Origin of the sequence: Kitasatospora sp. NBC_00458 (assembly GCF_036013975.1) — a bacterium.
In the GTDB taxonomy this organism is placed as follows: Bacteria; Actinomycetota; Actinomycetes; order Streptomycetales; family Streptomycetaceae; genus Kitasatospora.
The window spans coordinates 1,425,515-1,448,652 of sequence record NZ_CP107904.1 but is presented as its reverse complement, the minus strand read 5'-3'; the positions used below and the strand labels follow the sequence as shown (position 1 = coordinate 1,448,652).

The following is a 23,138-nucleotide window of genomic DNA, read 5'->3' as shown; positions in this document are numbered from 1 at the left end:
AGAGCACTCCGGTGGCTGGGAGGGGGCCGGCCCGGCCGGGAGATCGGCCGGGCCGGTGGTGCTCACTGCAAGCCCGCGGCCTGCTTCACCTGGGTGGTGAACTGCTCGGGCGTCACTCCGCGGTTGCCGCTGAACAGGGTCAGCGGCTTGCCGTCCACCTTCGCGGTCGGGGTGCCGGTCACGCCGCTGTCGTTGAAGGCGTCCGCGACCTTCTTCGCCCACGGCGCGTACGTCCGGTCCTTCACCGCCTTGACGAACGCGTCCGTCTTCAGCCCCGGCACCTTGTCGGCCAGTTCGAGGAGGTGGTTGACGTCGCCGAAGGCGTCCTCGCGCTCGTCGGGCTGGTTGGCGTACAGCACGTCGTGGTACGCCTTGAACTTGTCGACGCCCTCGTTCACCGCGGCGCCGATCGCGGCCAGCGCGGTGCGCGAGCCCTTGCCGCCGAGGTTCTTGTCCAGGAACGCGGCCAGGTGGTACTCGACCTTGACCGTGCCGTCGTCCGCCAGCTTCTTGACGGTGTCGCCGTTGGACGCCTCGAAGTTCTTGCAGACCGGGCAGCGGAAGTCCTCGAACACCTGAAGGGTGTGCGCGGCGTCCGCCTTGCCGTAGGTGATCACCGTCCCGTCCGGGCCGGAGGTGTTGGCCGGGACGACGAGTGCGGTGGGCTCGGCGGCCGCCGAGTCGGACGAGGACTTGTCGCCGCCGGCCGCGCTGATCGCGAGCGCGGTGCCGCCGGCCAGGGCGAGCACGACGACGACCGAGACGCCGCCGACGATCCGCTGCCGGCGCTTCGCGGCCTGCTTCTCCTGGCGCTGGGCCTCCTGGATCCGCTCGCGGGCGCTGGTCTTCTGCGCCTGCTTGCGGGACTGCTGCTTGGTCTGGGGCTTCTGGTCGGACTGGGCCATGACGGGTCAACTCCGTGGTGGGGTGCGCCGGGAGGCGCGGGGGTGCCGCCCCGGCACGGCGCCGGCGCGGGGCGCCGACGGGCCGGGAGGGGCGGGGTCGGTGGAACGGCGGAGTGGCGCGCTGCCTGGACGGAACCCCCGGGGGGCCGGCGCCGTGCGGCGCCGGGGCCGCCGGTCGCCGGGCCGACGCTTCCCGGGCCGCCGGGACGGGGCTCGGCGGGTCAGGGCTCGGTACGTCGGGGCTCGGTACGTCGGGGCCGGGGCCCCGTGCCGGGGCGTCTGGTACGGGCCGTCAGCAGGCAGGCGCGAGGACCGGCGGGCCGCGGCGCGGCGCCGGGCTCAGCACCACGTCCTCGCGGCGCGGGCGGTGGCGGGCCGGGACCGGCAGCGGAACCCGCAGCACCGGCCTGGCCGGCACCGGGGCCAGCAGCAGGGCGAGCACCCGCAGCGGGGCCGCGAGCGACTGGCGCAGCGCACGGAGGGCCAGTGCGAGGCCCGACAGGGCGGCGTCGCCCAGCCGCAACCAGACGGAGGCGGCCAGCGCGATCAGCAGGTGGACCAGCAGGAGCAGCAGCTGGGTGGCGGCGGGCGCCAGCGGCCCGGAGTGCCCCAACTGCCCCGAGAACAGCGAACCGTCCACCGAACCGCCGCCGCAGACCAGGAGGTTCATGCCGCGGGCGGGGAGGTGGTCGGTGGTGAGGGCCGGGCCGCAGCCGGCCTGGCCCAGGTTGAAGGTGGTGTTGAGGAGCAGCTCGACCGGGACCATCACGGCCGCGATGTGCGGCAACCGCCGTTCCCCGCCGGCCAGTGCGGCCGCGAGCAGGAAGACGACGGCCGTCGCGGCCACCACCAGGACGACCGGCAGCGGCCGGCCGGTGATGACCACCTGGCCCAGCGCGGACAGCGGCACGGCGAGCGCGGTGAACACCGCGGCCCGCAGGGCCCTCGTCGCGTGGGTGGAAGTCGTCACGCCCCGGAGTATGCCACGGCGCTTACACCGGGCACGAGGGTGCGTCGGGGGCAGCGGTGGGAACCGGCGCACGGATTGTCCCGCGTCGGTCGTTCGTTCGCGGTGCGGGGGCGGGGAGTTCACCGGAGGGATGGGTTTGGCGGCCGTCCGGGCGGGTGAGCGGCCGTCAGGTGCTGACGGGGTCGGTGGGGCGGTCCGACAATCGGGCGATGGACTATGCCAGTGGGCCGGGGGCCGCGACGCCCGTGGGGCCGCCGGTTCCCGGGGCTCCTCCCGGGCCGGTGCCGCCGTGGTGGCCGTGGTGGCCGCACCCGTCCTGGCCACCGCACCCGTCGTTCCCGTCGGCCCCGGCGACCCACTGCCCGTCGCCGTCGCCGTCGCCGTCGCCGCCCGCGCCCTCGCCGTCGCCGTCGCCGCCCGCGCCCTCGCCGTCGTCACCTGCGCCCTCGCCGTCCGCGCCGTCCCCGACGGCGGGTGCGTCGCCGACCGCCGGGCCTTCGCCGACGGCCGTGCCGACCTGGACGCCCACCTGGACGCCGGTGGCGGCGCCGGTCCCCGCACCGGTGCCGGCGGCCGCGGCCCCGGTCGCTACGGCCCCGGCCGCTCCGGCGACGGTCCGGGCCTCGCCCGCACCACAGCCGTCACCCGCGCCCGTCCGGAGCACCGCCCCCTCGCCGTCGGCCGTGCGGACGCCACCGGCACCCCGGCCGGAGGCACCGCCACCCGGCCCGGCCGTGCTACCGCCGCCGCCCGCCCCGCCCTCGGCCCCGCCGCCCGCCCCCGGCCCGGTCGCGACCGTCGCGGTCGTCGCCGCACCCCCGCCGCCCGAGGGCGCGGCCCCGGCGTCGGGCCTCGACCCCGGCGCCTGGACCGCCGTCCTGTTGCTCACCGTGCTCCTCCCGGCCGCGCTCGCCACGGCCCTCGGACACCACCACGCGACCTCCCGGAGCCGCCGATGAACCCCGTCCCGATGCTCAGCGCCGCCGCGGCGGTGGCCGTGGCCGTCGCCGCCCTCGCGGTCGCCCACCGGCTGCGCCCGGCCGTCCCCGCGGGCGAGGACCCGCCCGAGCCCCACCCCGTCCTCTACAGCATCGGATCCGGCCTGCTGTCCGGCTTCCTGCTGATCACCGGCTTCCTGGTCGCCACCGGCTGGGCGGCGCACAGCACGGGCGTCCTGCCGCCCCGCGGCCTGTATGTCGCGGACGTGGCCGCGGGCACCGCGGTCCTGCTCTTCCCGGCCCTGGCCGGCCTCCCCTTCACCGTCCGCTACACCACCGCGGTCTGCTTCTTCGCGGCGCTGGTCGGCTACACGCTCTCGCTGGCGATCCAGCTCAGGCCCTGAGGCGACGCCGCGGGGCCCCGGGGACCCCGGAGGTCCGACCGGTCCGGCCGGTCCGATGTACGGGGGGTGTGGTCACGGGGTGTGGCTGCCGGGCCGTTCTGCCGGGGTGGCCGTCGGGATCGGGATCGGGGGCGGGGCCGGGCGTCAGGGGTCCCCGACGGCGCGCCACGCGCCGAACGAGCCGTCCGGCCGCTGCCGGCTGTGGTGGAGACGGCCGTCCGGGCCGAGCACGACGAGGTCCGTGAGGCCGTCGCGGTCCACGCCCGCGGCCGGCGCCCCGACGACGAAGCCGCCCAGGTCGGTCCAGCCGCCGAACCGGCCGTCGGCGTCCTGGCGGCTGACGCTGAGCCCGCCCGCCCGGTTGCGCACGGCCACCACGGTCCGCGGCCGGTCGGCGGCGTCCGGGGACGCCACGGCGGGCTCGCCGCTGCCGCCGTGGTCGGGCCCGCCGCCGACCGGTACGGCCGCGGGGGCCCACGGGCCGCCCGGGGAGGTCTGGACGAGGCCCATGGTGAAGGAGTGCGCGTCCCGCCCGGGCAGCGGGTCGGTGCCCGAGACCTGCCGGTAGAACAGCGTCAGACGGCCGTCGGGCCCGCTGCCCACGCCGATGGCGCCCGCCGGGGCGATGCGGGGGAAGCCGTGGTCGGGGACCAGGGCGCCGCCGGGCCCGGGCTGGGACCAGTGCAGCACGCCCGGGCGCGAGCCCGCTCCGGCGGTGACGGCGAACAGCTCGATCCGGCCGTCCCGGGTGGCGACGGCCGTGGGCGCGCCCTGGATCCCGCTCCCCCCGAGGACGGCCCAGTCGCCCCACGCGCCGTCCGGTGCGGTCTGCGACCTCGTGCTGATGCCGCCGCCCCGGTCCCGGACGAACATCCACAGCCGTCCCCCGCCGTCGGCGGCCACGACGGGCGTGCTCACCTGGAGCGCCGGGGTGACCAGCTTGGAGGCCCCCGGAGCCGCGGCGGCGGCGGGGCTCCCGTGCCGCTGCCAGGTCCGCCCGCCGGCCGGGTCAGACAGGGAGGAGACGATCTCGCCGGTGTCCGCGCGCTGGCCGAACACCTCCAGCCGGCCGTCCCGGTGGCGCGCCACCGTCACGCCGGCCGCCAGCGGACCCCCGGGCGCCTCGTGCGTGACCGGCCCCCGCCACACCTTGTCCGCGTCCTCGGCCCACTCCAGGAGCCGGCCGCTCTCCACCACGAAGGCGTGCAGCGCGCCGGTCCGGTCGGCGGCCACCGCCTGGGTCGACCGGGGGAAGCGCAGGTACTGCCGGGACTGCCAGCTCGCGTAGGGGCTGGCGGCGAAGGCGGCGCCGGTGGCGATGTTGGCGTCCCGCTCGGCGTAGGTGCGGAAGGTGGCGTACTTGTCGGCGGTCTCGGCGAAGGAGAGGACGGCCGGGGAGGAGTGGATGTTGTAGTCGCGGTAGTGGTCGAGCACCACCCGGTGCCCGGCCGCCGCGTAGGCGTCGACGGCGGCGTCCGCGAACCACGCGGCGGAGATGTGGTCCGGGTGGTCGTGCTCCGCGTGGTGGTCCCACAGCGTCGGATCCGGCGCCGGGTCCTGCACCCGGACCAGCGTGGGGCGCCGGTCGGCCAGTACGCCGCCCAGCACGGCCAGGAGCCGGGCGCCGTCGTAGGTCTGCGGCCAGACGGTGCCGGGCCCGTCGACGTCGAGGGTCGGTGTCCCGGCGGGCGCGGCGTCGTTCCGGCTCTCCCACAGCCGGCGGAGCGCGTTCCCGCCCAGGTAGGCCGAGTCCGCGTACTCGGGGAGGCCGAGGAAGACGAGCCGCAGCGACCGGTTGGCCCGGAGGGTGAAGAGTTCGGCGGCCGGACCGCCCGGCACCGGGCGGTACGTCTCGCGGTCCCAGCAGGCCGGCCCCGGGTCGTCGGCGCACCCGCCGGCCCCGGTCCCGGCCGCCTCGCCCGCCATCCGGGCGTAGGCGAGCCGGACGCCGTCCTGCCGGTGGGCGGCGTAGGCCGCTCCGGCACCGGCCGCGCCGCCGGTGATGTAGACGGTGGTCACGTCGAAGCCGGCCCGGATGCCGTTGGACAGGTCCGGGTTCATGAACAGCAGGTCGTCGTCCTGGTGCGCGACGATCTGGACGACCGCCGGCCGCCGGCCGTCGGACTGCGCGGGCGGCGGTGACGGGTCCTCCGGGGACGGTCGCGGGGCGGACGGGGCCGTCCACGCCTGCGACGCCGTGAGGGCCAAGGCCACCGCGGCGGCCGTTACCCGCCCCACCCTGTACTCCGCTCCCTGTCGACGCCGTGTGCGCACGCCACCGGGGCGTTGTCAGGGGGGATTATCGCACTGCGGTGGAGTGGGGCTGCCCCCGTCGTCGGAGGCCGGTGCCACCGGGAAACGGGAACGCGGCGGGACTACTGCAGGTCTCGGGCGGGTTCGAAGCGGGGTTCGAAGCGGGGGGCGGCGAGGGCGGTGCCGGGACGGGACGGCCGGGCCGGGCCCTCCCGTCCCGGCACCGCCGGGTCAGGAGTGCGCCGGTCCGGACCCGTCCGCGGGCTCTCCGGGAGCCTCCGCGGGCCCGCCGCCGGCGGCCGCCGGTTCGGGGAGCTCGAAGGGCGAGGGGACGGGGAAGTAGTCCTGGAGGAAGCCGGTGACGGCCTCCTCCAGCCGTTCCGGCGGGAGGAGGTCGCGGGTGCCGTCCGCGAGGCAGAAGTAGTCGGCCCAGCGCTCCTCCTGGAGCTGGGCGAGCCGGTCGAGGTCCTCGGTGCTGTCGGTCACGAAGTAGCCGTCGTAGAGGTGTCCCTCCACGGTGCGCGCGGTGGCGTGGGCGTAGTGGACGGCCAGGGTGACCGGCGCGAGGTCGGAGGCCGCGCGGAACGCGGAGCCGACGGTGCCGTTCAGCTCGGCCGCGAACCGGTCGGCGCTCTCGGTCAGCACGCTGCGGAGCAGCGGGTGCGGAGCGTGCTTGAGGGTGCGCGGGTAGGTCTTGCCGACGGCCGCGGCGAGGGTCGCCCGGGTGTTCTTCTGGGCGGAGACGTACACGGAGTCGTCCGGTGCGACCTCTCCCGGCGGGATGATCCGGTTGTCGGGGAAGTACCGGGGGATGCCGTTGCCGAGGAAGAAGTCCTCCGGCACCAGGGCGCGGCCGAGGAAGACGTCGTCGTTGACGTAGAGGAAGTGCTCGGCGAGCCCGGGCAGGAGGTGCAGCCGGGTCTCGATGGCGTGGGAGTTGAACACCCCGTCGACACCGGTGCCGGCGAACAGCTCGCGGTGCGACACGACGGTCAGGCCCGGCCGGTCGGTGTCCAGCCAGTGCGGCACCTGGTCGTCGGTCACCAGGTAGATGCGGCGGATCCACGGCGCGTGGGAGGCGAGCGCGCGCAGGCAGTACCTGAGCTCGTCACGGTTGCGGAAGCGCTGGTCGGCGTCGCCCGCGATGCCGCTGGCGGCCACACCGTCCTCGGCCGCGATGGGCGCGGCGGTGTGGGCCAGCCGGGCCCGGGCGGCGGCCCGGCGCTCCTGCCAGGCGGGGTCGGAGTCGTCCACCCAGGTGATCACGGCGTCGACCGGGAAGTCGACCTGGTCGGGCAGCGCCGTGGCGAAGATGTCGAGCAGCGGGTACTCCACGCCGGCGACGGTGGTGGTGGCGTCGGCGGCGAGGGAGGGCACCCACCAGCCGAACGGGGTCTCGTCGATCGAGGCGATCGCGCCCGGCGAGGGGGCCGCGGAGTCCCAGAACTCCACGTCGCAACCGGCTTCGGGGCCGTAGAGCAGGTTCCCGACCGAGGCCGGCCGGTAGACGCGGACGCCCTTGACCCGGTCCGGCGGGGATATCCACTCGTCGCCGTCGCCGTCGCCGTCCGCTCGGCCCTCGTCGCCGTGTTCCGCCCCGTCCGGTCCCTCGGTCTCCGGCCCGTCGGCGTCCGGTCTCCCGGCGTCCTGTCCGGCCTCGTCCCGGGCTTCGTCCAGGTCGCCCTCCGGGGCGTCGTCCGGAGTGGTGGGGAGGGCCTCCAGCAGGGCCACCGCGGCGGGCAGCTGCTCCGCCAGCACGGTGCCGAGGGTGCGTCCGTGCTCCAGGAGCTCGGCGTAGACGGCCTGGCCGGCGAACGCGGCGGCGAGCGCCCCCAGCACCGCGTCCCGGTCGCCCGGGGCGATCGCCAGCCGGTGCCGCGGCTGCCGGTCGGGCACGATGCCGTGCGCGATGCCGGCCTCCCGCAGCGCCCCGGCCACCTCGGCCAGGTTGCCGTCCCGGCGGTCACCGGGCAGCAGGGTGCGGCGCGGTTCGGCCAGGTGCCCGCGGCAGCGGACGATCCCGTCGAGCGAGCCGAGCAGTTCGTCCTCGTAGGCGGACCGTGCCAGGTTCAGCCGTTCGGCCGGGGACGGCGGCTCGTCCTGCACCGGCTCGTGCTGCACCGGCTCCTCCGGCGCGGAACCCTCCGACCCGTGCTCCTCCCGGGCGGACTCCTCCTCCGGCGCGTGCGGAGCCTGCTCCCCGGCCGGCCCCGTCGATCCCGTCGATCCCGTCGATCCCGTCGATCCTGTCGATCCTGTCGGTCCGGCGTCGGGCAGCCGGCGGCGCCGCGCCAGCGCGGTCAGCGGGCGCATCGCACCGGAGAGGTTCGACAGACGGACGGACACAGAGGCACTCCAGGGGCTGAGAATTGCATGTTCGGCGTCAAAACGTCGCGGGGAGGGACTTTCGATCCGAACCGTCCGCACGGGACGGGATCGTATACGTCCACGGATATTCGGTGTCAATTGACATAACGATCCGATGTCCGTTCGGCGTCGGTCGGCACTTCGTTTCGACGGGTACGCCCGATTTGAAAGGGAAAGCTCGGCCGGCGGGGGCGCCCCGTCCGCGGGACTTCCCGGACCAAGCGTAGGTCGGAGTGCCCGACCGCGCCTCCCTCGCGCTCTCCCGTGCCGACCCGGCACGGCCCGCGGCGCCCGCGCCGACGGTGGTCCCGTCCGGACTCCCGCGCCGCCGGGCCGTTCCCGCCGCGGCCCGGACCCGTGCGGACCGCCCCCTCCCGGGGCGCCCGACCCGGCGGGCGGGGGAGGGCGTCGCGCCGGGAATCGCACACCGGCGGCGGAGCGTCCTCGAAGCCCTGGAATCCGCGCGGCGACCGGCCCCGGGGATCGGATCGGATATCGGAGTGGAATTCCCGCAGGAATCCGGGGCGTAATTCCCGCCGGAATCCGGTCGCGAGCGCCGCGGGAGGCTCACCGGATGCGACGGGAATCGGAATGCATTCATCCCGGCGCGGCGGCCGGGGAATTCCGCGAGGATCCGGAACGGTGTTCGCGGAGGGGCCTCCCCCGGCCGGAGCGCGCGGCCGGTCGACGGCGCCGTGCCGACGGCGCCCCGCCCGGCGGCCCCGCCGGGATGTCGGTCGGTCAGTCCGCCGGACCCGGCGGGGTGGTCCGGCCCTTCCGTCCCGGTGGACCGGGTCCGTGCAGGTCCCGGCGCCCGGCGGTCCGGCACCGCCGTGGGAGGGCCGTGCACCGTCCCGCCCCGGGATCGGAAAGGGCGGGGGAAAAGTCCCGCCGGGCTGCAACCGGAACGGGTTCCGACCGCGTCTACCGGTTCGCGGGATAGTCCTGCGGTGAATGTGCGGGAAACGTGGCGTGGCCCCGAGCCGCCCCGACCCTCCGAAGATGATCAGGAAGCCGTGCCGTGCGACCGGGCGGCATTCGCGGAATCCGGCGGACCCCCCTTCCGGGGCCGGCGCCGGAAAACCCCGGAACCACAGGACGGACGGCACCGGCGGGAGGGCGGGAGGCGCCGCTCCCGCCCGGCCCCGGTCGTGGTCCGGCGGTGGCGGGATCGCGCCTGCCGGGGGTGGGGCGGGCGGGCTAGCCTGGAGGCGTTCCGGAGGCTCCGAGGGCGCTGCGAGGCGTTCGCGCCCGGCGGGAGCCCGTCAGTGGACGCCCCAGGAAGGGGTGAGGCGGATGGCCGATGCCGAGGCCACCGTGGGAGAGGTACTGCTCGGGCGGATCGCGGCGCAGGCCGCCGTCCTGGCCCGGCTGGACGAGGCCGTCCGCGCCGACGAACCGGACGCGGTGCACCGGATGCGGGTCGCGTGCCGGAGACTGCGCAGCGCGTTCCGGACCTACCGCCGACTGCTCGCACCGGGTGCCACCGACGAGCTGGTGGCCGAGCTCCGGTGGCTGGCCGCGGCGCTGGGCCGGGCCCGGGACCGGGAGGTGCTGACCGAGCGGCTGGCCGCGCAGGCGCGCGGGCTGCCGCCCGAGTGCGGGCCGGAGCGGGTCGCGGCGGAGCTGGAGGACTGGGGGCTGACGGAGTACCGGCGGGTCCGGCCCGAGGTGCTCGCCGCGCTGGACAGCCCCCGTCGGAGGGCGCTGGCGGACGGACTCGCGGCGCTTCTCGCCGATCCTCCGCTGCGCGGGCGGGCCGGCCGGGCGGCCGGTCCGGAGCTGGCCCGGGTCGCCGCGCGGGAGCAGCGCCGGACGGCGGAGCGGGTGCGGTCGGCGCTGGCCGGCGGCGCCGACGGGCCGGACGCGGTGGAGGAGCGGGGCAGGGCGCTGCACGAGGCGCGGAAGGCGGCCAAACGGGCCCGGTACGCGGGTGAGACGGCGGTCCCGGTGGTCGGCAAGCCGGCGGAGCGGTACGTCGGGCGGATGAAGGCCGTCCAGGAGGTGCTGGGCGAGCACCAGGACGCGGTGGTGGCGGCGGGCGCGCTGCTCGGCCGGGCCGGCGGGTCGGGCGAGCCGTTCGGCTACGGCGTGCTGTACGGGCTGCAGCTGGCGGCGGCGGCCGGGGCGCGGCGCGAGCTGCCGGAGGTCTGGGCACGGGCGGCGCGGCCGAAGCTCGCCCGGTTCGTCTGACGGGGCCCTGGTGCGGGTCGCCGACCGCGCCGGGGGTGTGTCGGCAAGGTCGCGGCCCCGGCGGGACTTCGCCGACCCGCCCGGGGCCCTGCGTCGGACGGTCGGGGCGCTGCGGCCGGGCGGCCGGCTGCTCCCGGCGGACGCCGCCGCCCGCTGCGGTCGGGTTCATTCCTCGTTCGGGGCCAGTCCGGCCGTGCGGGCGGCGGTGCGGAGCAGCTCGCGGAGCATGGGGACGGTGAGCCGGCCGGTGTTCGTGTTGCGCGGGCTGACGTGGTAGCACCCGTACAGCTCCAGCGGCGGGCCGCCGTCCCGGGCCGGGAGGGTGACGTGGGCGCCGTGGCCGAAGACCGGCCGGGGGCGCGGGACGCTCCAGCCGGCGGCGGCGGCCACGGGCAGCAGGGCCTGCCAGGCGAAGCCGCCGAGCGCGACGACGGTGCGCACGGTGGGCCGGAGCAGCTCCAGCTCGCGGGTGATCCAGGGACGGCAGGTGTCGCGCTCGGCGGTGGTGGGCTTGTTCTCCGGCGGTGCGCAGCGGACCGGGTCGGTGATCCGGACGCCGTGCAGGCGCAGGCCGTCGCCCTGGCGGACGGACTCGGCGCGGTCGGCGAGGCCGAGGCGGTGGAGGGCGGCGTAGAGGATGTCGCCGGAGGGGTCGCCGGTGAAGATGCGGCCGGTGCGGTTGGCGCCGTGCGCGGCGGGGGCGAGGCCGACCAGCAGGAGCGGGGCGTCGGGCGGCCCGAAACCGGGGATCGGGCGTGCCCAGTAGTCCCAGTCCTGGTAGGCGCGGCGTTTGGTGCGGGCGGTCTCCTCGCGCCACGCGACCAGGCGGGGGCAGGCCCGGCAGTGGGTGACGACCTGGTCGAGGGCGGTCAGCCCGTCGGCGCGGGCGGCGGCCTCGGCGGGGTGGCGGGGGTGGGCGGGGTCGGCGGCCGGGTCGGTGTCCCGGTCGGCGGCCGGTGCGCGGTGCGGTGCGGGGGCCGGGCCGGTGGCGGCCGGGTCGGCGCCGGGGGACTGGGGCATGAGGACGATCGTAGGGCGCCGGACGGGGGCGTTCCGGCGGCCGTCCGGCAGGCGTAGCGTGGGAAGGAGCCGCTCCGGCGGTGCCCCGGCCCGGCCGGGGCCGGCGACCGCCGGGACGCGCTGGTGCGCGCGAGGAGGCCGCGATGCTGGTAGTCGAAGCAGTGGTGGCGGTCGTCGTGCTGCTGGGGCTCTGGGCGGCCCTGAGCCTCCGGGTCGTGCAGCAGTTCCAGCGGGGCGTGGTGTTCCGCTTCGGCCGGGTGCGCGAGGAGGTCCGGCAGCCCGGCCTGGTGTCGCTGCTGCCGGTGGCGGACCGGCTGCGGAAGGTGAACGTGCAGATCGTCACGCTGCCGATCCCGGCGCAGGAGGGCATCACCCGCGACAACGTGACCGTGCGGGTGGACGCGGTCGTCTACTTCCGGGTGGAGGACCCGGTGAAGGCGACCGTGAACGTGCAGGACTACAACTTCGCGATCTCCCAGGTGGCGCAGACCTCACTGCGCTCGATCATCGGCAAGAGCGAGCTGGACGACCTGCTGGCCAACCGCGAACCGATCAACCAGGGCCTGGAGTTGATGATCGACAGCCCGGCGCTCGGCTGGGGCATCGAGATCGACCGGGTGGAGATCAAGGACGTCGCCCTGCCCGAGTCGATGAAGCGCTCGATGTCCCGGCAGGCGGAGGCCGAACGGGAGCGGCGGGCGCGGATCATCACGGCGGACGGCGAGTTCCAGGCGTCGGCGCGGCTGTCGGAGGCCGCGGCGGTGATGAGCGCGACCCCGGCCGCCCTGCAACTCCGCCTGCTGCAGACGGTGGTGGAGGTCGCGGCGGAGAAGAACTCGACGCTGGTGCTGCCGTTCCCGGTGGAGCTGCTGCGGTTCCTGGACAGTGCGACCGAGACCCACCGCGCGGCCCGGTCCGAGGCGCCGGGGGCGGAGCCCGTCACGGACGGCGCGGCGGCGCCGGAACAGGTGAGCGGTGTGGAGCAGCTCGAACTGCCGCCGCTGGAGGAGCTGCTGGAGCACTCGCCGCTGGATCCGCCGGAGCGCCCGAACGGCGCGGGCGGGACGCCGTAGCCGTTCCGGTCCGGTCACGGGTCACGGGTGCGGCGGGCGTCCGGCCTGCCCCGCGGAGCGTCGTGCGGCGGGCCCGGTGGCGGGGGCACCGGGGCCGGACCACGATGGAGTGGTGGGAGTGCCAGGCACGTCAGGAGGCCGATCATGACCAGCGCGGGCGACATCATGCACCAGGGGGCCGAGTGTGTGCGCGAGGGCGAGACCCTCGCGGCCGCGGCCCGGATCATGAAGGAACGCGGCGTCGGGGCGCTGCCCATCTGCGGGGAGCGGCAGAAGCTGCTGGGCATCGTGACCGACCGGGACATCGTGCTCAAGTGCGTCGCCGAGGGCCTCGACCCGGAGGCGGTGACGGCGGGCGAACTCGCCCAGGGGCGGCCGATGACCGTGGAGGCGGACGAGGACGTCGAGCAGGTGCTGCGGGTGATGGAGCAGTACCGGGTGCGCCGGCTGCCGGTGATCAACCACCCGGAGCACGAGCTGGTCGGGATGATCAGCGAGGCGGACATCGCGCGCGGGATGCCGCAGGCGAGGGTGGCGGAGTTCGTGACGGCGGTCTGCGCCGAGGAGCCGGCGCGCTCCAAGGAGGTGCTGGAGACGCCGCAGGGCGCCTGAGGCCGCAGGACGTCCGGGGCGGCGCTCCGGTAGGGCGTGCTCGCGAGGTCCCGCCCGGTCTGGCGGGATTTCGCGAACACGCCCTGACGAGCTCGGCCCAGTGCGTGGACGGCGGTGGGGCGCACGCGTCACTCGGCGTGCCCCCGGACGGGGCCGGGGCTGCCCCGGTCCGGGTGGTCCCGCTCGGCCCGGGTGGCCGCGACCGGGGTCAGCCCTGCTCGCGCAGCGCCCGCTGCATCAGCTCCGCCAGGTGCAGGGCCTGGCGCCCCTGGGCGAGTTGGGAGATCTGGGTGCGGCAGCTGAAGCCGTCGGCCAGCACCACCGTGTCCGGCGAGGCCGCCCGTACCTCCGGCAGCAGCACGCGTTCGGCGATCGCCACCGAGACCTCGAAGTGGCCGCGCTCGAAGCCGAAGTTGCCCGCGAGCCCGCAGCAGCCCGAGTCCAGCACGCGGTTGTCGACGCCCATCCGGGCCTCGACCCGGCGGTCCGCCGCGCTGCCGAGCACCGCGTGCTGGTGGCAGTGGGTCTGCGTGACGGCGGCCACCGGCAGCTGCGGCAGCGGCGCGTCCGGCGCGTACTCGTCGACGAACTCGGCGAAGGTGCGGGTCCGTTCGGCCAGTGGCCGGCCCTCCGCGCCGAGCAGGCGGGGCAGGTCCTCGCGCAGCGTCGCGGTGCAGCTCGGGTCCATCCCGACGACGGGGGTGCCGGCCGGCAGCCCCGTGGCGTCCAGCGCGGCCAGGCTGCGCCGCAGCACCCGCCGGGCGCCGGGGAGTTGGCCGGTGGAGTACCAGGTCAGGCCGCAGCAGACCGGACCGGCCGGGAGTCGGACGTCGAAGCCCAGGTGCTCCAGGACCTCGACGGCGGCGCGCAGCACGTTCGGCTGGAGGTGGTCGGAGAAGGTGTCCGGCCAGAGCAGGACGGGCCGCGCGCCGGCCGGTGCGGGGTGCCCGGCCCGGTGCCGGCGGTACCAGCGGGTGAAGGTCTCCGGCGGGAGGACGGGGAGCACCCGTCGCCGGTCCACGCCGCCGAGCCGCTTCAGCAGGCCGGCGGCGGGCGAGCGGGCGACCAGGTTGGCCAGGCCGGGGGCCGAGGAGGCGGCCCGCAGCCAGAGCGGCAGCCGGCCCATCGCGTAGTGCGAGGCGGGCCGCAGCCGGTGGCGGTAGTGCTGGTAGAGGAACTCCGTCCGGTAGGTGGCCATGTCGACGTGCACCGGGCAGTCGCTCGCGCAGCCCTTGCAGCCCAGGCAGAGGTCCAGCGCCTCGCGGACCTCCGCCGACCGCCAGCCGTCCGGGACGGCCTCGCCGCGCAGCATCTCGGCGAGCAGCCGGGCCCGGCCGCGGGTGGAGTGCCGCTCCTCCCCGGTGGCCATGTAGCTCGGGCACATCACCCCGGTGGTCGGGTCCACGCACTTGGCGACGCCGACGCACCGGTGCACCGCCTTGGCCAGGCTGCCGTCGTCCCGCTCGAACGGGAGGGCGAGCGGCAGTTCGCGCAGCGGGCCGCCGAACCGGAGGTCGGCGTCGAGCGGGCGCGGGTCGACCAGGGCGCCCGGGTTGAGCAGGTTCTCCGGGTCCCAGATCCGCTTGAACTCCCCGAACAGGGCGATGATCCCGGGCGGGTACATCCGGGGCAGCAGCTCGGCGCGGGCCTGTCCGTCGCCGTGCTCGCCGGAGAGCGAACCGCCGTACGAGACCGCCAGGTCGGCCGCCTGCTCCATGAACTCCCGGAAGACCAGCACCCCTTGGGGCTCGGTGAGCGGGAAGTCGATCCGCAGGTGGACGCAGCCCTCGCCGAAGTGCCCGTACGGGACGCCGCGCAGGCTGTGCCGGCGCAGGAGTGCGCGCAGGTCGCGCAGGTAGTCGCCGAGCCGCTCGGGCGGGACGGCCGAGTCCTCCCAGCCGGGCCAGGCCTCGACCCCGCCCGCGGCCCCGGGGCCGGAGCCGCCACCGGCCGTGTCGCGCGGCAGCCTGGTGACGATGCCGGCGCCCGCCTCGCGCACGCCCCACAGCTGCCGCTGCTCGGCCGGGTCGGTGACGACGGAGACGGTGGCGGTGCGTTCGCGCCGCACCGCGTCGGCGAGCCGGCGGGCGGCGTCCAGCGCCTCGGCGGGCGTCGCGCCGCCGGTCTCCAGGAAGAGCCAGCAGTCGCCGTCCGGCAGCCGGTCGAGGGCCGGCGGGCGCGGGCCGGCCGCGAGCAGTGCGGTGATCAGGTCGGCGGCCATGCCCTCGACGGTGAGCGGGCCGAGCGGCAGCAGGGCGGGGACGGCGTCGGCGGCGGCGGTCTCGTCGGGGTAGCCGGCCACCACCAGGGCGCGGGCCGGCGGCTCCTCGACCAGCTTGACGGTGGCGCCGAGCAGCAGGGCGCAGGTGCCCTCGGTGCCGGTCAGGGCGCGGGCGAGCCGGTGGCCGCGTTCGGGCAGCAGGGCGTCCAGCGGGTAGCCGGAGGTGCGGCGCGGCAGGTCGGGCATGCCCTGCCGGATGGCGGCCAGGTTGCGGTCGGTGAAGTCCTGGAGCCGGGAGTGGAGCAGGCCGACCGGGCCGGGCAGGGCGCGGAGGGCGGCGCGCCCGGCCGCGTCGGTGCTGCCGCCGACGGTGAGTTCGGTGCCGTCGGCGAGCAGCAGGTCCAGCGACTCGACGTTGTCGGCGGTGCGGCCCCAGACCACCGAGTGCGCCCCGCAGGCGTTGTTGCCGATCATGCCGCCGAGGGTGCACCGGGAGTGCGTCGACGGGTCGGGCCCGAACCGCAGGCCGTGCGGACGGGCGGCGCGCTGGAGGTCGTCCAGCACCGTGCCCGGTTCCACCCGGGCGGTGCGGCGCTCCGGGTCCACGGCCAGGACGGCGCCGAGGTGGCGGCGGAAGTCGAACACCACGGCGCCCGGGCCGATCGCCTGCCCGCCGATGCTCGTCCCGGCGCCCCGGGGCACGACCGGCACCCCGTACGCGCGGCAGAGCGCGAGCGCCGTCCGCACGTCGTCGAGGTCGGCGGGCTTGACCACGCCGAGCGGCAGGTGGCGGTAGTTGGAGGCGTCGTGGCTGTAGACGGTCCGCTCGGCGGCGCCGAACCGGACCTCGCCGCGCAGCACGGCGGCCAGTTCGCGGGCGAGGTCGGTACCGGGGGCGGTGGAGGGGCGGCTCACGGGTCCTCCCGGGCGGGGACGGGGGTGACGGCGGCTTCCCGCCGATCATCGCAGCCGTTCCCGGCCGCACGGTACAACCCATGCCGGTGCCCGACCGCCGGATCGCCGCCGCCCTCGCCGCCGACGGCGGCACGGCGCACGTCTGACCCGCCCCGCGCCGGGGGCGGGCCGCCCGCAGGGCGCTCCGGACCTCCCGGCTACCGCCGGCCGGTGAGGGTGCCGCGGGCGATGTGGGACAGCTTGGCCACCTCGAAGGCCGGGTAGGCGCCGCCGGCCAGCAGGGAGAACTTGACGCCCTCGCGGCCGGCGGGGCGCCGGTGGCCGGGTGGCTGGAACCGGCGGTGGTGCTCGGCCGCCCGGTGGAAGAACTGCGGCCGCTCGGCCCGGGAGACGCAGCCGGCCAGGTCGAAGACGAACAGGTAGTGCCGGACCATCCGGGTGAACACGGCGTCCCGGGCGGCGTCCAGGCCCGGGAGGCCGACGGGCAGCTCGTCCAGCGCGGCGAAGGAGCGCTCGTACTGGTCGAAGAGGTCGAACCGGCTGCTGCCCGGCGAGCCGGCCGGGTGGACGGTCTCCCGGCGGCGCAGCTGCACGCAGACCTGCGGCAGCACCGCGACCCGCGTCGCCGTCAGCATCGCGCGGTGGACCGGCGGGATCTCCTCGTACATGCCGTCGGGGAAGGCCAGCCCCTGCTCCCGCCAGTGCCCGCCGCGCAGCAGCCGGTCCCAGGCCAGGGCCGGTGCGCCCAGCAGCTCCGGGCGGTCCAGCGGGCCGAGCACCTCGGGCCCGGCCCCGGCCAGCAGTTCCTCGGCGCCGCCCGGCCAGTCCCGGCCCGCGTGCCGCCGGGTGTGGCCGAACAGCAGCACGTCCACCGGTCCGGTCCGGCCGAGGCGGTCGGCCAGCGACCCCAGCGCGTCCGGCGGGAGCAGGTGGTCGGCGTCCAGGAAGAGCAGGTACTCGCCGCGGGCGCGGGCCGCGCCGGCGTTGCGGGCGACCCCGACGCCGACCGCCGCGTCGAGGTGGAGCACGGAGACCTGCGGGTGGCGGGCCGCGTAGCCGTCGGCGAGCCCGGCGGGGGTGCCGGGGGAGCGGTCCGCGACCACCACGACCTCGAAGTCGCGGAAGGACTGGGCGAGCAGCGAGTCCAGGCAGTCCGCCAACTGTTTCCGCTGGTCGTGGGCGGGGAGCACGACGCTGATCAGGGGTGAGGGCATGAGGCCGGAGCGTAGGAGCGTCTGCGAACGGTGGCAAAGCCCTGACGGCCCGTAATTCTGATCAATACCCGTCAAATCGTACGGGCGTGCGCCATATCTTCACCGGCTGCCCCGGACGCGTCCACGTCAGGACGGGCCGTCGGCCGGCGCGGGCCCGGGAGCGCCGGTCCGGTGGTGCGGGGTGCGGGGTGCGGGGTGCCGGTGCGGGGTGCCGGTACCGGAGCCGCCGGGGTCAGTGCCCGGCGGCGGCGGGCGCCAGGTCGCGGAGGTACCGGTCCAGGAGGCTGCCGTCGGGTTCGGTCACCGCCTCCGCGTACCGGAACCCCGCCCGCCGGGCGACGGCGGCGGAGGCGTGGTTCTCCGGGGCCACCCGGATCACGCCCTGCGCCGCCCCCTCGTCCGCCGCGTACCCGCAGACGAGGTGGACGGCGCGGGTCGCCAGTCCGCGGCCGCGCCAGTCGGGGTAGAGGCCGTAGGCGATGTTGACCTGTCCGGGGCCGAGGCCGGGGAGCGCGAACCGCAGGTCGATCGTGCCGACGAGGACCGTCCCGCTGCCGGTGCGGATCCCGAACGCACGGGCCGGGCCGCCGGTGGCCCAGTGCAGGGTGCAGCGCTGCACGTACGCCTCGGTGCCGGCCCGGGTGCTCGGTGCGCCGTTGAGCCAGCGCACCAGCTGCTCGTCCTCCCCGGCGAGGTGCGCGTCGATGTCGTCGGCCCGGAAGGGCGAGAGGGTGACGACGCCGTCCGAGAGCGTCAGATCGTCCATGCGATCACTCTTCCGGGCGCCGGGCGCGCGCGGCCAGCGAATTTCGGACAGAGCGGGACGGGTGGCGGCGGGTACCGGCCGGCAGCGGCGGAGCGCGCCCCGACGGGGGTTCGGGGCGCGCTCGGGGGCGGGGGCGGGGCCGGACCCGGGGCCGGGCCGGGTCAGGAGGCGGCGGCCGGCCGTGGGCGCAGCAGCAGCGCCACCGCGACGGCGGCCAGCGCCACCACACCCGCCCCGGTCAGCAGGGTGAGGCGCATGGCCTCGACGAACGCCGTGCGCGCCTGGTCGGCGACCGGGCCGCCGAGCCGGGAGGCGGCGGCCAGCGAGGAGCGGGCCGCGTCGGCGAGCTGCGGGGGCAGTCCGGTGGCGTCCACCCGGCTCCGGTACACGGCGGCGAGCACACTGCCGAGGACGGCGATGCCGAGTGCGCCGCCGAGTTCGCGGGACAGGTCGTTCATCGCCGAGCCGACGTTCTGCAGGTTCGGCGGGAGGGCCTCGGTGATGGCGGTGGTCGCGGGGGTCATGGCGAGCCCGGCCCCGAGACCGAGCGGGAACAGCACCGCCGCGAGCTGCCAGGCCTGGCCGGCGGTGCCCAGCAGGCCGAGCGCCGCCAGCGAGCCGGAGATCAGCAGCAGACCGGCCACCCACGGGCCGCGGGCGCCGAACCGGACGGTCAGCCGCGGGCTGAGCCGGGCCGCCGGCATCATCCCCAGCGCCATCGGCAGCAGGCCGACCGCCGCCATCAGGGCGCTCCGGCCCCGGACCAGCTGGAAGTACTGCATGATCACGAAGAGGAAGCCGAAGAAGGCGAAGAACTGGCAGGTGACCGACAGCGTGCCGGCCGCGAACCGGCGCTCGCGGAACAGCCTCGGGTCCAGCAGCGGGTGACGCCGGCGCAGCTCCCAGCCGACGAACCCGCCCAGCACCGCCAGCCCGGCGGCCACCCCGCCGAGGGTCAGCGGGTCCCCCCAGCCCCGGGTCGGCGCCTCGATCACCGCGTAGACCAGGGTGCCCAGCCCGGCCACGGCCAGCAGCGCCCCGCCCGTGTCCAGCCGGGGCGCGTCCGGGGCGGCGGACTCCGGGACGAACAGCAGGGTGCCCGCCAGGGCGACCAGCGCCAGCACCACGTTCAGCACGAACACCGACGGCCAGGGCCAGAGCTCCAGCAGCAGTCCGGAGGTGAACAGCCCGAGCACCGCCGCCGCACCGGCCACGGCGGCCCAGGCGGCGACGCCCCGGGCCCGCTCGGCGGGCGGGAAGGTGCCGGTGATGGTCGACAGGGTGGCCGGCATGACCAGTGCGGCCCCGACGCCGAGCACGCCGCGCAGCACGATCAGCACGTTCGGGTCGGTGGTCAGCGCGGCGAGTCCGGAGGCGCCGCCGAACAGCGTCAGGCCGACCAGCAGCGCCCGCCGACGGCCGAAGCGGTCCCCGAACGCGCCGGCCGGGAGCAGCAGGGCGGCGAACACCAGGCTGTAGGCGTCGATGATCCAGGACAGCTGGGTCTGGCTGCTGTGGGTGGCCCGCGCGATGTCCGGCAGTGCCACGTTGAGCGAGGCCATGGCGGCGACCACGGTGGCCAGCGCGAGGCAGGTGACGAGCAGGACGGTGCGGTGGCGGACGGCCGGTCCGGGGGCGGCGGCCAGGTCCGGGGGCGCGGCGGTGGTCATGGTGCTTCTTCTTCCTGTGGCCCTGGTGCGCGGGTGCGTACCGGGGCCAGCGTGGGCGCGCCGCGGCTAGCATTTCAACCATGATGAATAACCCCGGAGGCGGGCCCGTGCGCCGAGGCCGGCGGGCCGGCGGGCCCGACACCCGCGCGCAGATCCTGGCCGTCGCCCGGCGGCGGTTCCTGGCGGAGGGGTACCACGCCGTCACCCTCCGGTCGGTGGCCGCCGAGGCGGGTGTGGACCTCGCCCTGGTCAGCTACTACTTCGGCTCCAAGAAGGGCCTGTTCGGGGACGCGCTCGCGCTGGCCGGCAACCCGGCGGTGCTGCTCGCGGAGGCACTGGAGGGGGAGCTGGAGACTTTCCCCGAGCGGGCGCTGCGGCTGCTGCTCGGGGTCTGGGACGCGCCCGAGAGCGCAGGCCCGCTGCGGGCCATGATCGGTGGCGCCGCGCAGGACCCGCAGGTCGCGCTGCTGGTCACCGAGGTGCTCCAGCGCGAGATGGTGGACCGGATCGCGGCCCGGATCGGCGGCGCGGACGCCCGGCGGCGCGCCTGCACCTTCGGCACCCAGCTGGCGGGGCTGATCATGGCCCGGTACGTCCTGAGCCTCCAGCCGCTCGCCTCCCTGTCCGCCGATGAAATCGCGCGCACCCACCTGCCGCTGCTGCGGCACGCCCTGTGGGGCCGGCCGGTGGCGGGCCGGGGCGCCGGCCGGGGCTGAGCCGGCGGGGCGGGCGGCGGCCCCGGGGCGGCCACCGGCCGCGGCGGTGGCTGGACACGGCGGCTGGGCACGGGGCCGCCGTGGGCACGGGGGCGCGGCGCCTACCGGGGTCGGGGACGGCGCCGCGGCGGGCGGCGGGTCACCCCGCGGGCGGCGGCGCCCCGCGACCGGTCACGAACCGGCTGGTCGCGCGGTCGATGACGAGCCCTTCCTCCCGCAGGATCCGGAGCCCGTCCTCCACGACCTCGTCGGCGACGTTGAAGTGGCGGGCCAGGAGGCCGCGGCCCGGCAGCCGCATTCCGGGAGGGTACGCGCCGGAGTGGATCCGCTCGCGCAGTTCGGCCGCCACCTGCTCCGCGAGTCGCTCACCGTGGGAGGGCATGGCGACCAGCGTAGGCCCGGCCGCGGCTGCGGGACAGACCCCGGGCGGGCGCCGTGGCCGGACACGCCGCGGCCGCAACGGCGGGGGCGCCGCTCCGTCGCCCCCGGAGCCCGCAGGGGGCCGGGGGCGGAACGCGGCCGGGCCCGCAGGCGGGTGCCTGCGGGCCCGGGGTGCCGGGGGCCGGGGTGTGCCCGGGGCCGACTCAGTACCAGTGGTGCGACTGCCAGAAGGCCCAGGCGCCGCACGGGCTGCCGTAGCGGGAGTTCATGTAGTTCAGGCCCCACTTGATCTGGGTGGCCGGGTTGGTGCGCCAGTCCGAGCCGGCCGAGGCCATCTTGGAGGCGGGCAGCGCCTGGACCAGGCCGTAGGCGCCGGAGGATGCGTTGGTGGCGGTCGGGTTCCAGCTGCTCTCGCGGGACACGATGTTGCTGAAGCACTGGAGCTGGCCGGCCGGGACGATCTGGGCGGCGATCTCGCGCGGGCTGCCGGAGTACACCGGCTTGCTGTTCAGCGCCGAGCGCTCCTGGGAGCGGGAGGCGGCGGCGTCGGCCTTGGCCTTGGCGTCGGCCTGCGCCTGCGCCTGCGCCTGGGCCTGTGCGGCGGCAGCAGCAGCGGCGTCGGCGTCGGCCTGCGCCTGGGCCTGGGCCTGGGCCTGGGCGTCCGCCGCGGCCTGGGCGGCGGCCGCGTCGGCCTCGGCCTGCCCGGCGACCGGCTGACCGTCCGCCGAGACGGCGGCCACGGGGGCGACGGCCTCGGCGACGGCGGTGCCGCTCTCCGGGATGGCGAGGGCGGCGGTGGCCGCGCTCGCCACCACGAGGGTGGCGATGCCGGTGATCAGCGAGTTGCGGCGGGCATGGCTGAGCTGCATGGAGCGGGCGATCCTTTTCCGTCGGGGAGCCGTCAGGGCCGTCGGTGGCCGTCGGGGCGGGCCGGTGCACCGCGTTCGGCGGTGGCGTGGGCGCCGGATGCCGCGCGGGCCGGCTCGGGGGAGCGGTCCGCGGCGGCGTACTGGACGGCCTGCCGCCCCGGCGGAGGTGCGGGGCGGGTCGGCGGGGCGCGGCGGGGGACCGGTCCGCGCTGCCTGGCGACGGGCCATTCTTGGCAGAGCCCGGCACGGGCGGCAAAAGCACGGGGTACTACGGGCGGTAGTGGGCGCGGGGCGGGGAACGGCGAAGCGCCCGACCGATGGCGGGCGCTTCGTGATGATTTGTCCGTTTTGGTGAATTGCCGGGCCCCTCGACCGGATCGTCGACGAACCAGTGCTCCGAACCGGCTCGCCGCCTGCGTCCTTCCGGCCGGGTACGGGTGTCCCGCGCCCTCCGATCCGGTCCGCGCGGGGCGTCGGGCCACCGGTGGGCCGGGCGGTGCGGGTGCCGACCACTATCGGCGGCAGTAGATCGGCGAACCCCTGTGGGCGGCCTCACACCCGGACCGGGCGATGCCGGACGCAGCGTGACGGGCCGCTCACCGGGGTGCGCGCCGGTCGCGCCACCATGGCCGTGAGCCGTGAGCCGTGAGCCGAGGGGCGTCCGGGCGGTGTCCCCGGACCGGGCGCCCCTCGGGCGGCCGGGTCAGGCGCTCCGGTACGGGTTCTGCTCGGCCGGCCGCGGCGGGGTGCCCGCGTACGGGTTGCCCGGCACGGGACCCTGCGCGTCGTACCCGGGCAGGTCCGGGACGGCGTCGGCGCCGGACGGGGTGTCCTCCTCGCCGTCCTCGTCCTCCGGCTCCTCCTCGACCGGCACCAGGTCGCGGGCCAGCAGCGTGGCCCCGGCCACCGCGCCCGGCATGGCGACCACCGTGACCAGCGGGACCAGGAAGGCCAGCACCAGCGGCACCCCGAAGCCGAACGCCAGGCCGAGCCGGGAGCGCAGCAGCCGGATCCGCTCGCGCTGCGGCACCCCGCGCCGCTGCAGGCCGACCGAGGTCAGCTCGACCGTGAGGAAGAAGCCGGAGACCAGGAAGCCCAGGACGGGGACCACCGTCTGCCCGATCACCGGGATGAACCCGCCGGCGAACAGCAGGACGCCGAACCCGGCCGCCCGGACCAGCACGTGGAGGCTGTCCCGGGCCGAGACCAGCAGCTCGCGCCAGAGCGGGGTGTCGGGCGGGGTCGGCGCGCCGCCCTCGGTCTCGTCGACCTTCTCGCAGAGCTCCTCGTAGAAGGGCTGGCCGACCAGCAGCGTGACGGCGGTGAAGGTGAGGACGGACAGCATCAGGCCGCCGACGAAGACGATCGCGGCCAGCGCGGTTCGCAGCAGGCCCTGCCACGGCGAGCCCCAGTCGTCGGCGAACGGAGTGGCCCAGTCCGCGATGTCGCCGGCCCAGCCGCCGAGGAAGTACAGCGCCACCACGTAGCCGACCAGGGTGATCAGCGCCGGGATCATCCCGAAGGCCCACCAGCGGCCGTGCCGCCCCACCCACTTCTGGCCCTTGGCCAGGTACCCCATCCCCGCTGCAAGATCTCGCATGAGGGGAAGGGTAGGGGCTGGCAGGTCAGTGGGTCATGTCCGTCCTGTCAC

18 protein-coding genes are annotated in these 23,138 nt (G+C 76.7%); 5 read left to right on the top strand and 13 right to left on the bottom strand.

Annotated features, from left to right (window positions below; all coding sequences use genetic code 11):
• Positions 1 to 62: 62 nt before the first annotated feature.
• The 3 genes from OG550_RS04970 to OG550_RS04960 all read right to left on the bottom strand — a co-directional run bounded on the left by OG550_RS04970 (position 63) and on the right by OG550_RS04960 (position 2,764).
• A complete protein-coding gene (locus OG550_RS04970) occupies positions 63 to 905 on the bottom strand; it encodes a DsbA family protein (RefSeq protein ID WP_327674928.1) in 843 nt (280 codons plus the stop codon).
• Positions 906 to 1,197: 292 nt separating this feature from the next.
• Positions 1,198 to 1,875, bottom strand: coding sequence for a hypothetical protein (locus OG550_RS04965; RefSeq protein ID WP_327674925.1), 678 nt, complete (start codon positions 1,873 to 1,875; stop codon positions 1,198 to 1,200).
• Positions 1,876 to 2,089: 214 nt separating this feature from the next.
• Positions 2,090 to 2,764, bottom strand: a complete 675-nt coding sequence (locus OG550_RS04960; protein ID WP_327674923.1) for a hypothetical protein — start codon at positions 2,762 to 2,764, stop codon at positions 2,090 to 2,092.
• 66 nt (positions 2,765 to 2,830) lie between these two features.
• Between OG550_RS04960 and OG550_RS04955 the strand changes: the two genes are divergently transcribed.
• A complete protein-coding gene (locus OG550_RS04955; RefSeq protein WP_327674921.1) occupies positions 2,831 to 3,217 on the top strand; it encodes a hypothetical protein in 387 nt (128 codons plus the stop codon).
• Positions 3,218 to 3,361: 144 nt separating this feature from the next.
• Here OG550_RS04955 and OG550_RS04950 read toward each other — a convergent pair whose 3' ends face one another.
• On the bottom strand, positions 3,362 to 5,431 hold the full coding sequence (locus tag OG550_RS04950; protein ID WP_327674919.1) for a hypothetical protein: 2,070 nt from the start codon (positions 5,429 to 5,431) through the stop codon (positions 3,362 to 3,364).
• Positions 5,432 to 5,701: 270 nt separating this feature from the next.
• On the bottom strand, positions 5,702 to 7,816 hold the full coding sequence (locus OG550_RS04945) for a stealth family protein (protein ID WP_327674917.1): 2,115 nt from the start codon (positions 7,814 to 7,816) through the stop codon (positions 5,702 to 5,704).
• A gap of 1,317 nt (positions 7,817 to 9,133) precedes the next feature.
• On the opposite strand from OG550_RS04945, the gene OG550_RS04940 reads away from it, so the two are divergent.
• On the top strand, positions 9,134 to 10,030 hold the full coding sequence (locus tag OG550_RS04940) for a CHAD domain-containing protein (RefSeq protein WP_327674915.1): 897 nt from the start codon (positions 9,134 to 9,136) through the stop codon (positions 10,028 to 10,030).
• Between the two features lie 165 nt (positions 10,031 to 10,195).
• Here the strand turns inward: OG550_RS04940 and OG550_RS04935 are convergent, their stop codons facing one another.
• Positions 10,196 to 11,050, bottom strand: coding sequence for a uracil-DNA glycosylase (locus OG550_RS04935; protein ID WP_327674913.1), 855 nt, complete (start codon positions 11,048 to 11,050; stop codon positions 10,196 to 10,198).
• Between the two features lie 143 nt (positions 11,051 to 11,193).
• On the opposite strand from OG550_RS04935, the gene OG550_RS04930 reads away from it, so the two are divergent.
• Both OG550_RS04930 and OG550_RS04925 read left to right on the top strand, forming a co-directional pair.
• A complete protein-coding gene (locus tag OG550_RS04930) occupies positions 11,194 to 12,123 on the top strand; it encodes a slipin family protein (protein ID WP_327674911.1) in 930 nt (309 codons plus the stop codon).
• A 144-nt stretch (positions 12,124 to 12,267) separates the two neighbouring features.
• Positions 12,268 to 12,735, top strand: a complete 468-nt coding sequence (locus OG550_RS04925) for a CBS domain-containing protein (RefSeq protein WP_327674909.1) — start codon at positions 12,268 to 12,270, stop codon at positions 12,733 to 12,735.
• Between the two features lie 208 nt (positions 12,736 to 12,943).
• On the opposite strand, the gene OG550_RS04920 is transcribed toward OG550_RS04925, so the two are convergent.
• The 4 genes from OG550_RS04920 to OG550_RS04905 all read right to left on the bottom strand — a co-directional run bounded on the left by OG550_RS04920 (position 12,944) and on the right by OG550_RS04905 (position 19,521).
• Positions 12,944 to 15,871, bottom strand: coding sequence for an FAD-binding and (Fe-S)-binding domain-containing protein (locus tag OG550_RS04920; protein ID WP_327674907.1), 2,928 nt, complete (start codon positions 15,869 to 15,871; stop codon positions 12,944 to 12,946).
• Between the two features lie 197 nt (positions 15,872 to 16,068).
• Complete coding sequence (locus tag OG550_RS04915; protein ID WP_327674905.1) at positions 16,069 to 17,085, bottom strand: glycosyltransferase family 2 protein; 1,017 nt, start codon at positions 17,083 to 17,085, stop codon at positions 16,069 to 16,071.
• A 232-nt stretch (positions 17,086 to 17,317) separates the two neighbouring features.
• Positions 17,318 to 17,851 (bottom strand): GNAT family N-acetyltransferase, encoded by a 534-nt coding sequence (locus OG550_RS04910; RefSeq protein ID WP_327674903.1) that lies wholly within the window; start codon positions 17,849 to 17,851, stop codon positions 17,318 to 17,320.
• A 161-nt stretch (positions 17,852 to 18,012) separates the two neighbouring features.
• Positions 18,013 to 19,521 (bottom strand): MFS transporter, encoded by a 1,509-nt coding sequence (locus tag OG550_RS04905; RefSeq protein ID WP_327674901.1) that lies wholly within the window; start codon positions 19,519 to 19,521, stop codon positions 18,013 to 18,015.
• Between the two features lie 80 nt (positions 19,522 to 19,601).
• On the opposite strand from OG550_RS04905, the gene OG550_RS04900 reads away from it, so the two are divergent.
• Complete coding sequence (locus OG550_RS04900; RefSeq protein ID WP_327674900.1) at positions 19,602 to 20,237, top strand: TetR/AcrR family transcriptional regulator; 636 nt, start codon at positions 19,602 to 19,604, stop codon at positions 20,235 to 20,237.
• Positions 20,238 to 20,376: 139 nt separating this feature from the next.
• Here the strand turns inward: OG550_RS04900 and OG550_RS04895 are convergent, their stop codons facing one another.
• The 3 genes from OG550_RS04895 to OG550_RS04885 all read right to left on the bottom strand — a co-directional run bounded on the left by OG550_RS04895 (position 20,377) and on the right by OG550_RS04885 (position 23,087).
• The gene (locus tag OG550_RS04895; RefSeq protein ID WP_327674898.1) at positions 20,377 to 20,619 is read right to left on the bottom strand and encodes a GntR family transcriptional regulator; all 243 of its coding nucleotides are present in this window, start codon (positions 20,617 to 20,619) and stop codon (positions 20,377 to 20,379) included.
• A 202-nt stretch (positions 20,620 to 20,821) separates the two neighbouring features.
• Positions 20,822 to 21,487 carry a transglycosylase SLT domain-containing protein gene (locus OG550_RS04890; protein ID WP_327674897.1) on the bottom strand — a complete coding sequence of 222 codons (666 nt, stop codon included), beginning with the start codon at positions 21,485 to 21,487 and terminating at the stop codon, positions 20,822 to 20,824.
• 703 nt (positions 21,488 to 22,190) lie between these two features.
• On the bottom strand, positions 22,191 to 23,087 hold the full coding sequence (locus OG550_RS04885; RefSeq protein WP_327674895.1) for an EI24 domain-containing protein: 897 nt from the start codon (positions 23,085 to 23,087) through the stop codon (positions 22,191 to 22,193).
• Between the last annotated feature and the right edge of the window lie 51 nt (positions 23,088 to 23,138).

Excerpts from the sequence above, each read along its gene's own strand:
- OG550_RS04970 (WP_327674928.1), bottom strand. The coding sequence starts at position 905 with ATGGCCCAGTCCGACCAGAAGCCCCAGACCAAGCAGCAGTCCCGCAAG.
- OG550_RS04955 (WP_327674921.1), top strand. The coding sequence starts at position 2,831 with ATGAACCCCGTCCCGATGCTCAGCGCCGCCGCGGCGGTGGCCGTGGCC.
- OG550_RS04940 (WP_327674915.1), top strand. The coding sequence starts at position 9,134 with ATGGCCGATGCCGAGGCCACCGTGGGAGAGGTACTGCTCGGGCGGATC.
- OG550_RS04935 (WP_327674913.1), bottom strand. The coding sequence starts at position 11,050 with ATGCCCCAGTCCCCCGGCGCCGACCCGGCCGCCACCGGCCCGGCCCCC.
- OG550_RS04930 (WP_327674911.1), top strand. The coding sequence starts at position 11,194 with ATGCTGGTAGTCGAAGCAGTGGTGGCGGTCGTCGTGCTGCTGGGGCTC.
- OG550_RS04925 (WP_327674909.1), top strand. The coding sequence starts at position 12,268 with ATGACCAGCGCGGGCGACATCATGCACCAGGGGGCCGAGTGTGTGCGC.
- OG550_RS04915 (WP_327674905.1), bottom strand. The coding sequence starts at position 17,085 with ATGCCCTCACCCCTGATCAGCGTCGTGCTCCCCGCCCACGACCAGCGG.
- OG550_RS04910 (WP_327674903.1), bottom strand. The coding sequence starts at position 17,851 with ATGGACGATCTGACGCTCTCGGACGGCGTCGTCACCCTCTCGCCCTTC.
- OG550_RS04905 (WP_327674901.1), bottom strand. The coding sequence starts at position 19,521 with ATGACCACCGCCGCGCCCCCGGACCTGGCCGCCGCCCCCGGACCGGCC.
- OG550_RS04900 (WP_327674900.1), top strand. The coding sequence starts at position 19,602 with ATGATGAATAACCCCGGAGGCGGGCCCGTGCGCCGAGGCCGGCGGGCC.
- OG550_RS04895 (WP_327674898.1), bottom strand. The coding sequence starts at position 20,619 with ATGCCCTCCCACGGTGAGCGACTCGCGGAGCAGGTGGCGGCCGAACTG.
- OG550_RS04890 (WP_327674897.1), bottom strand. The coding sequence starts at position 21,487 with ATGCAGCTCAGCCATGCCCGCCGCAACTCGCTGATCACCGGCATCGCC.
- OG550_RS04885 (WP_327674895.1), bottom strand. The coding sequence starts at position 23,087 with ATGCGAGATCTTGCAGCGGGGATGGGGTACCTGGCCAAGGGCCAGAAG.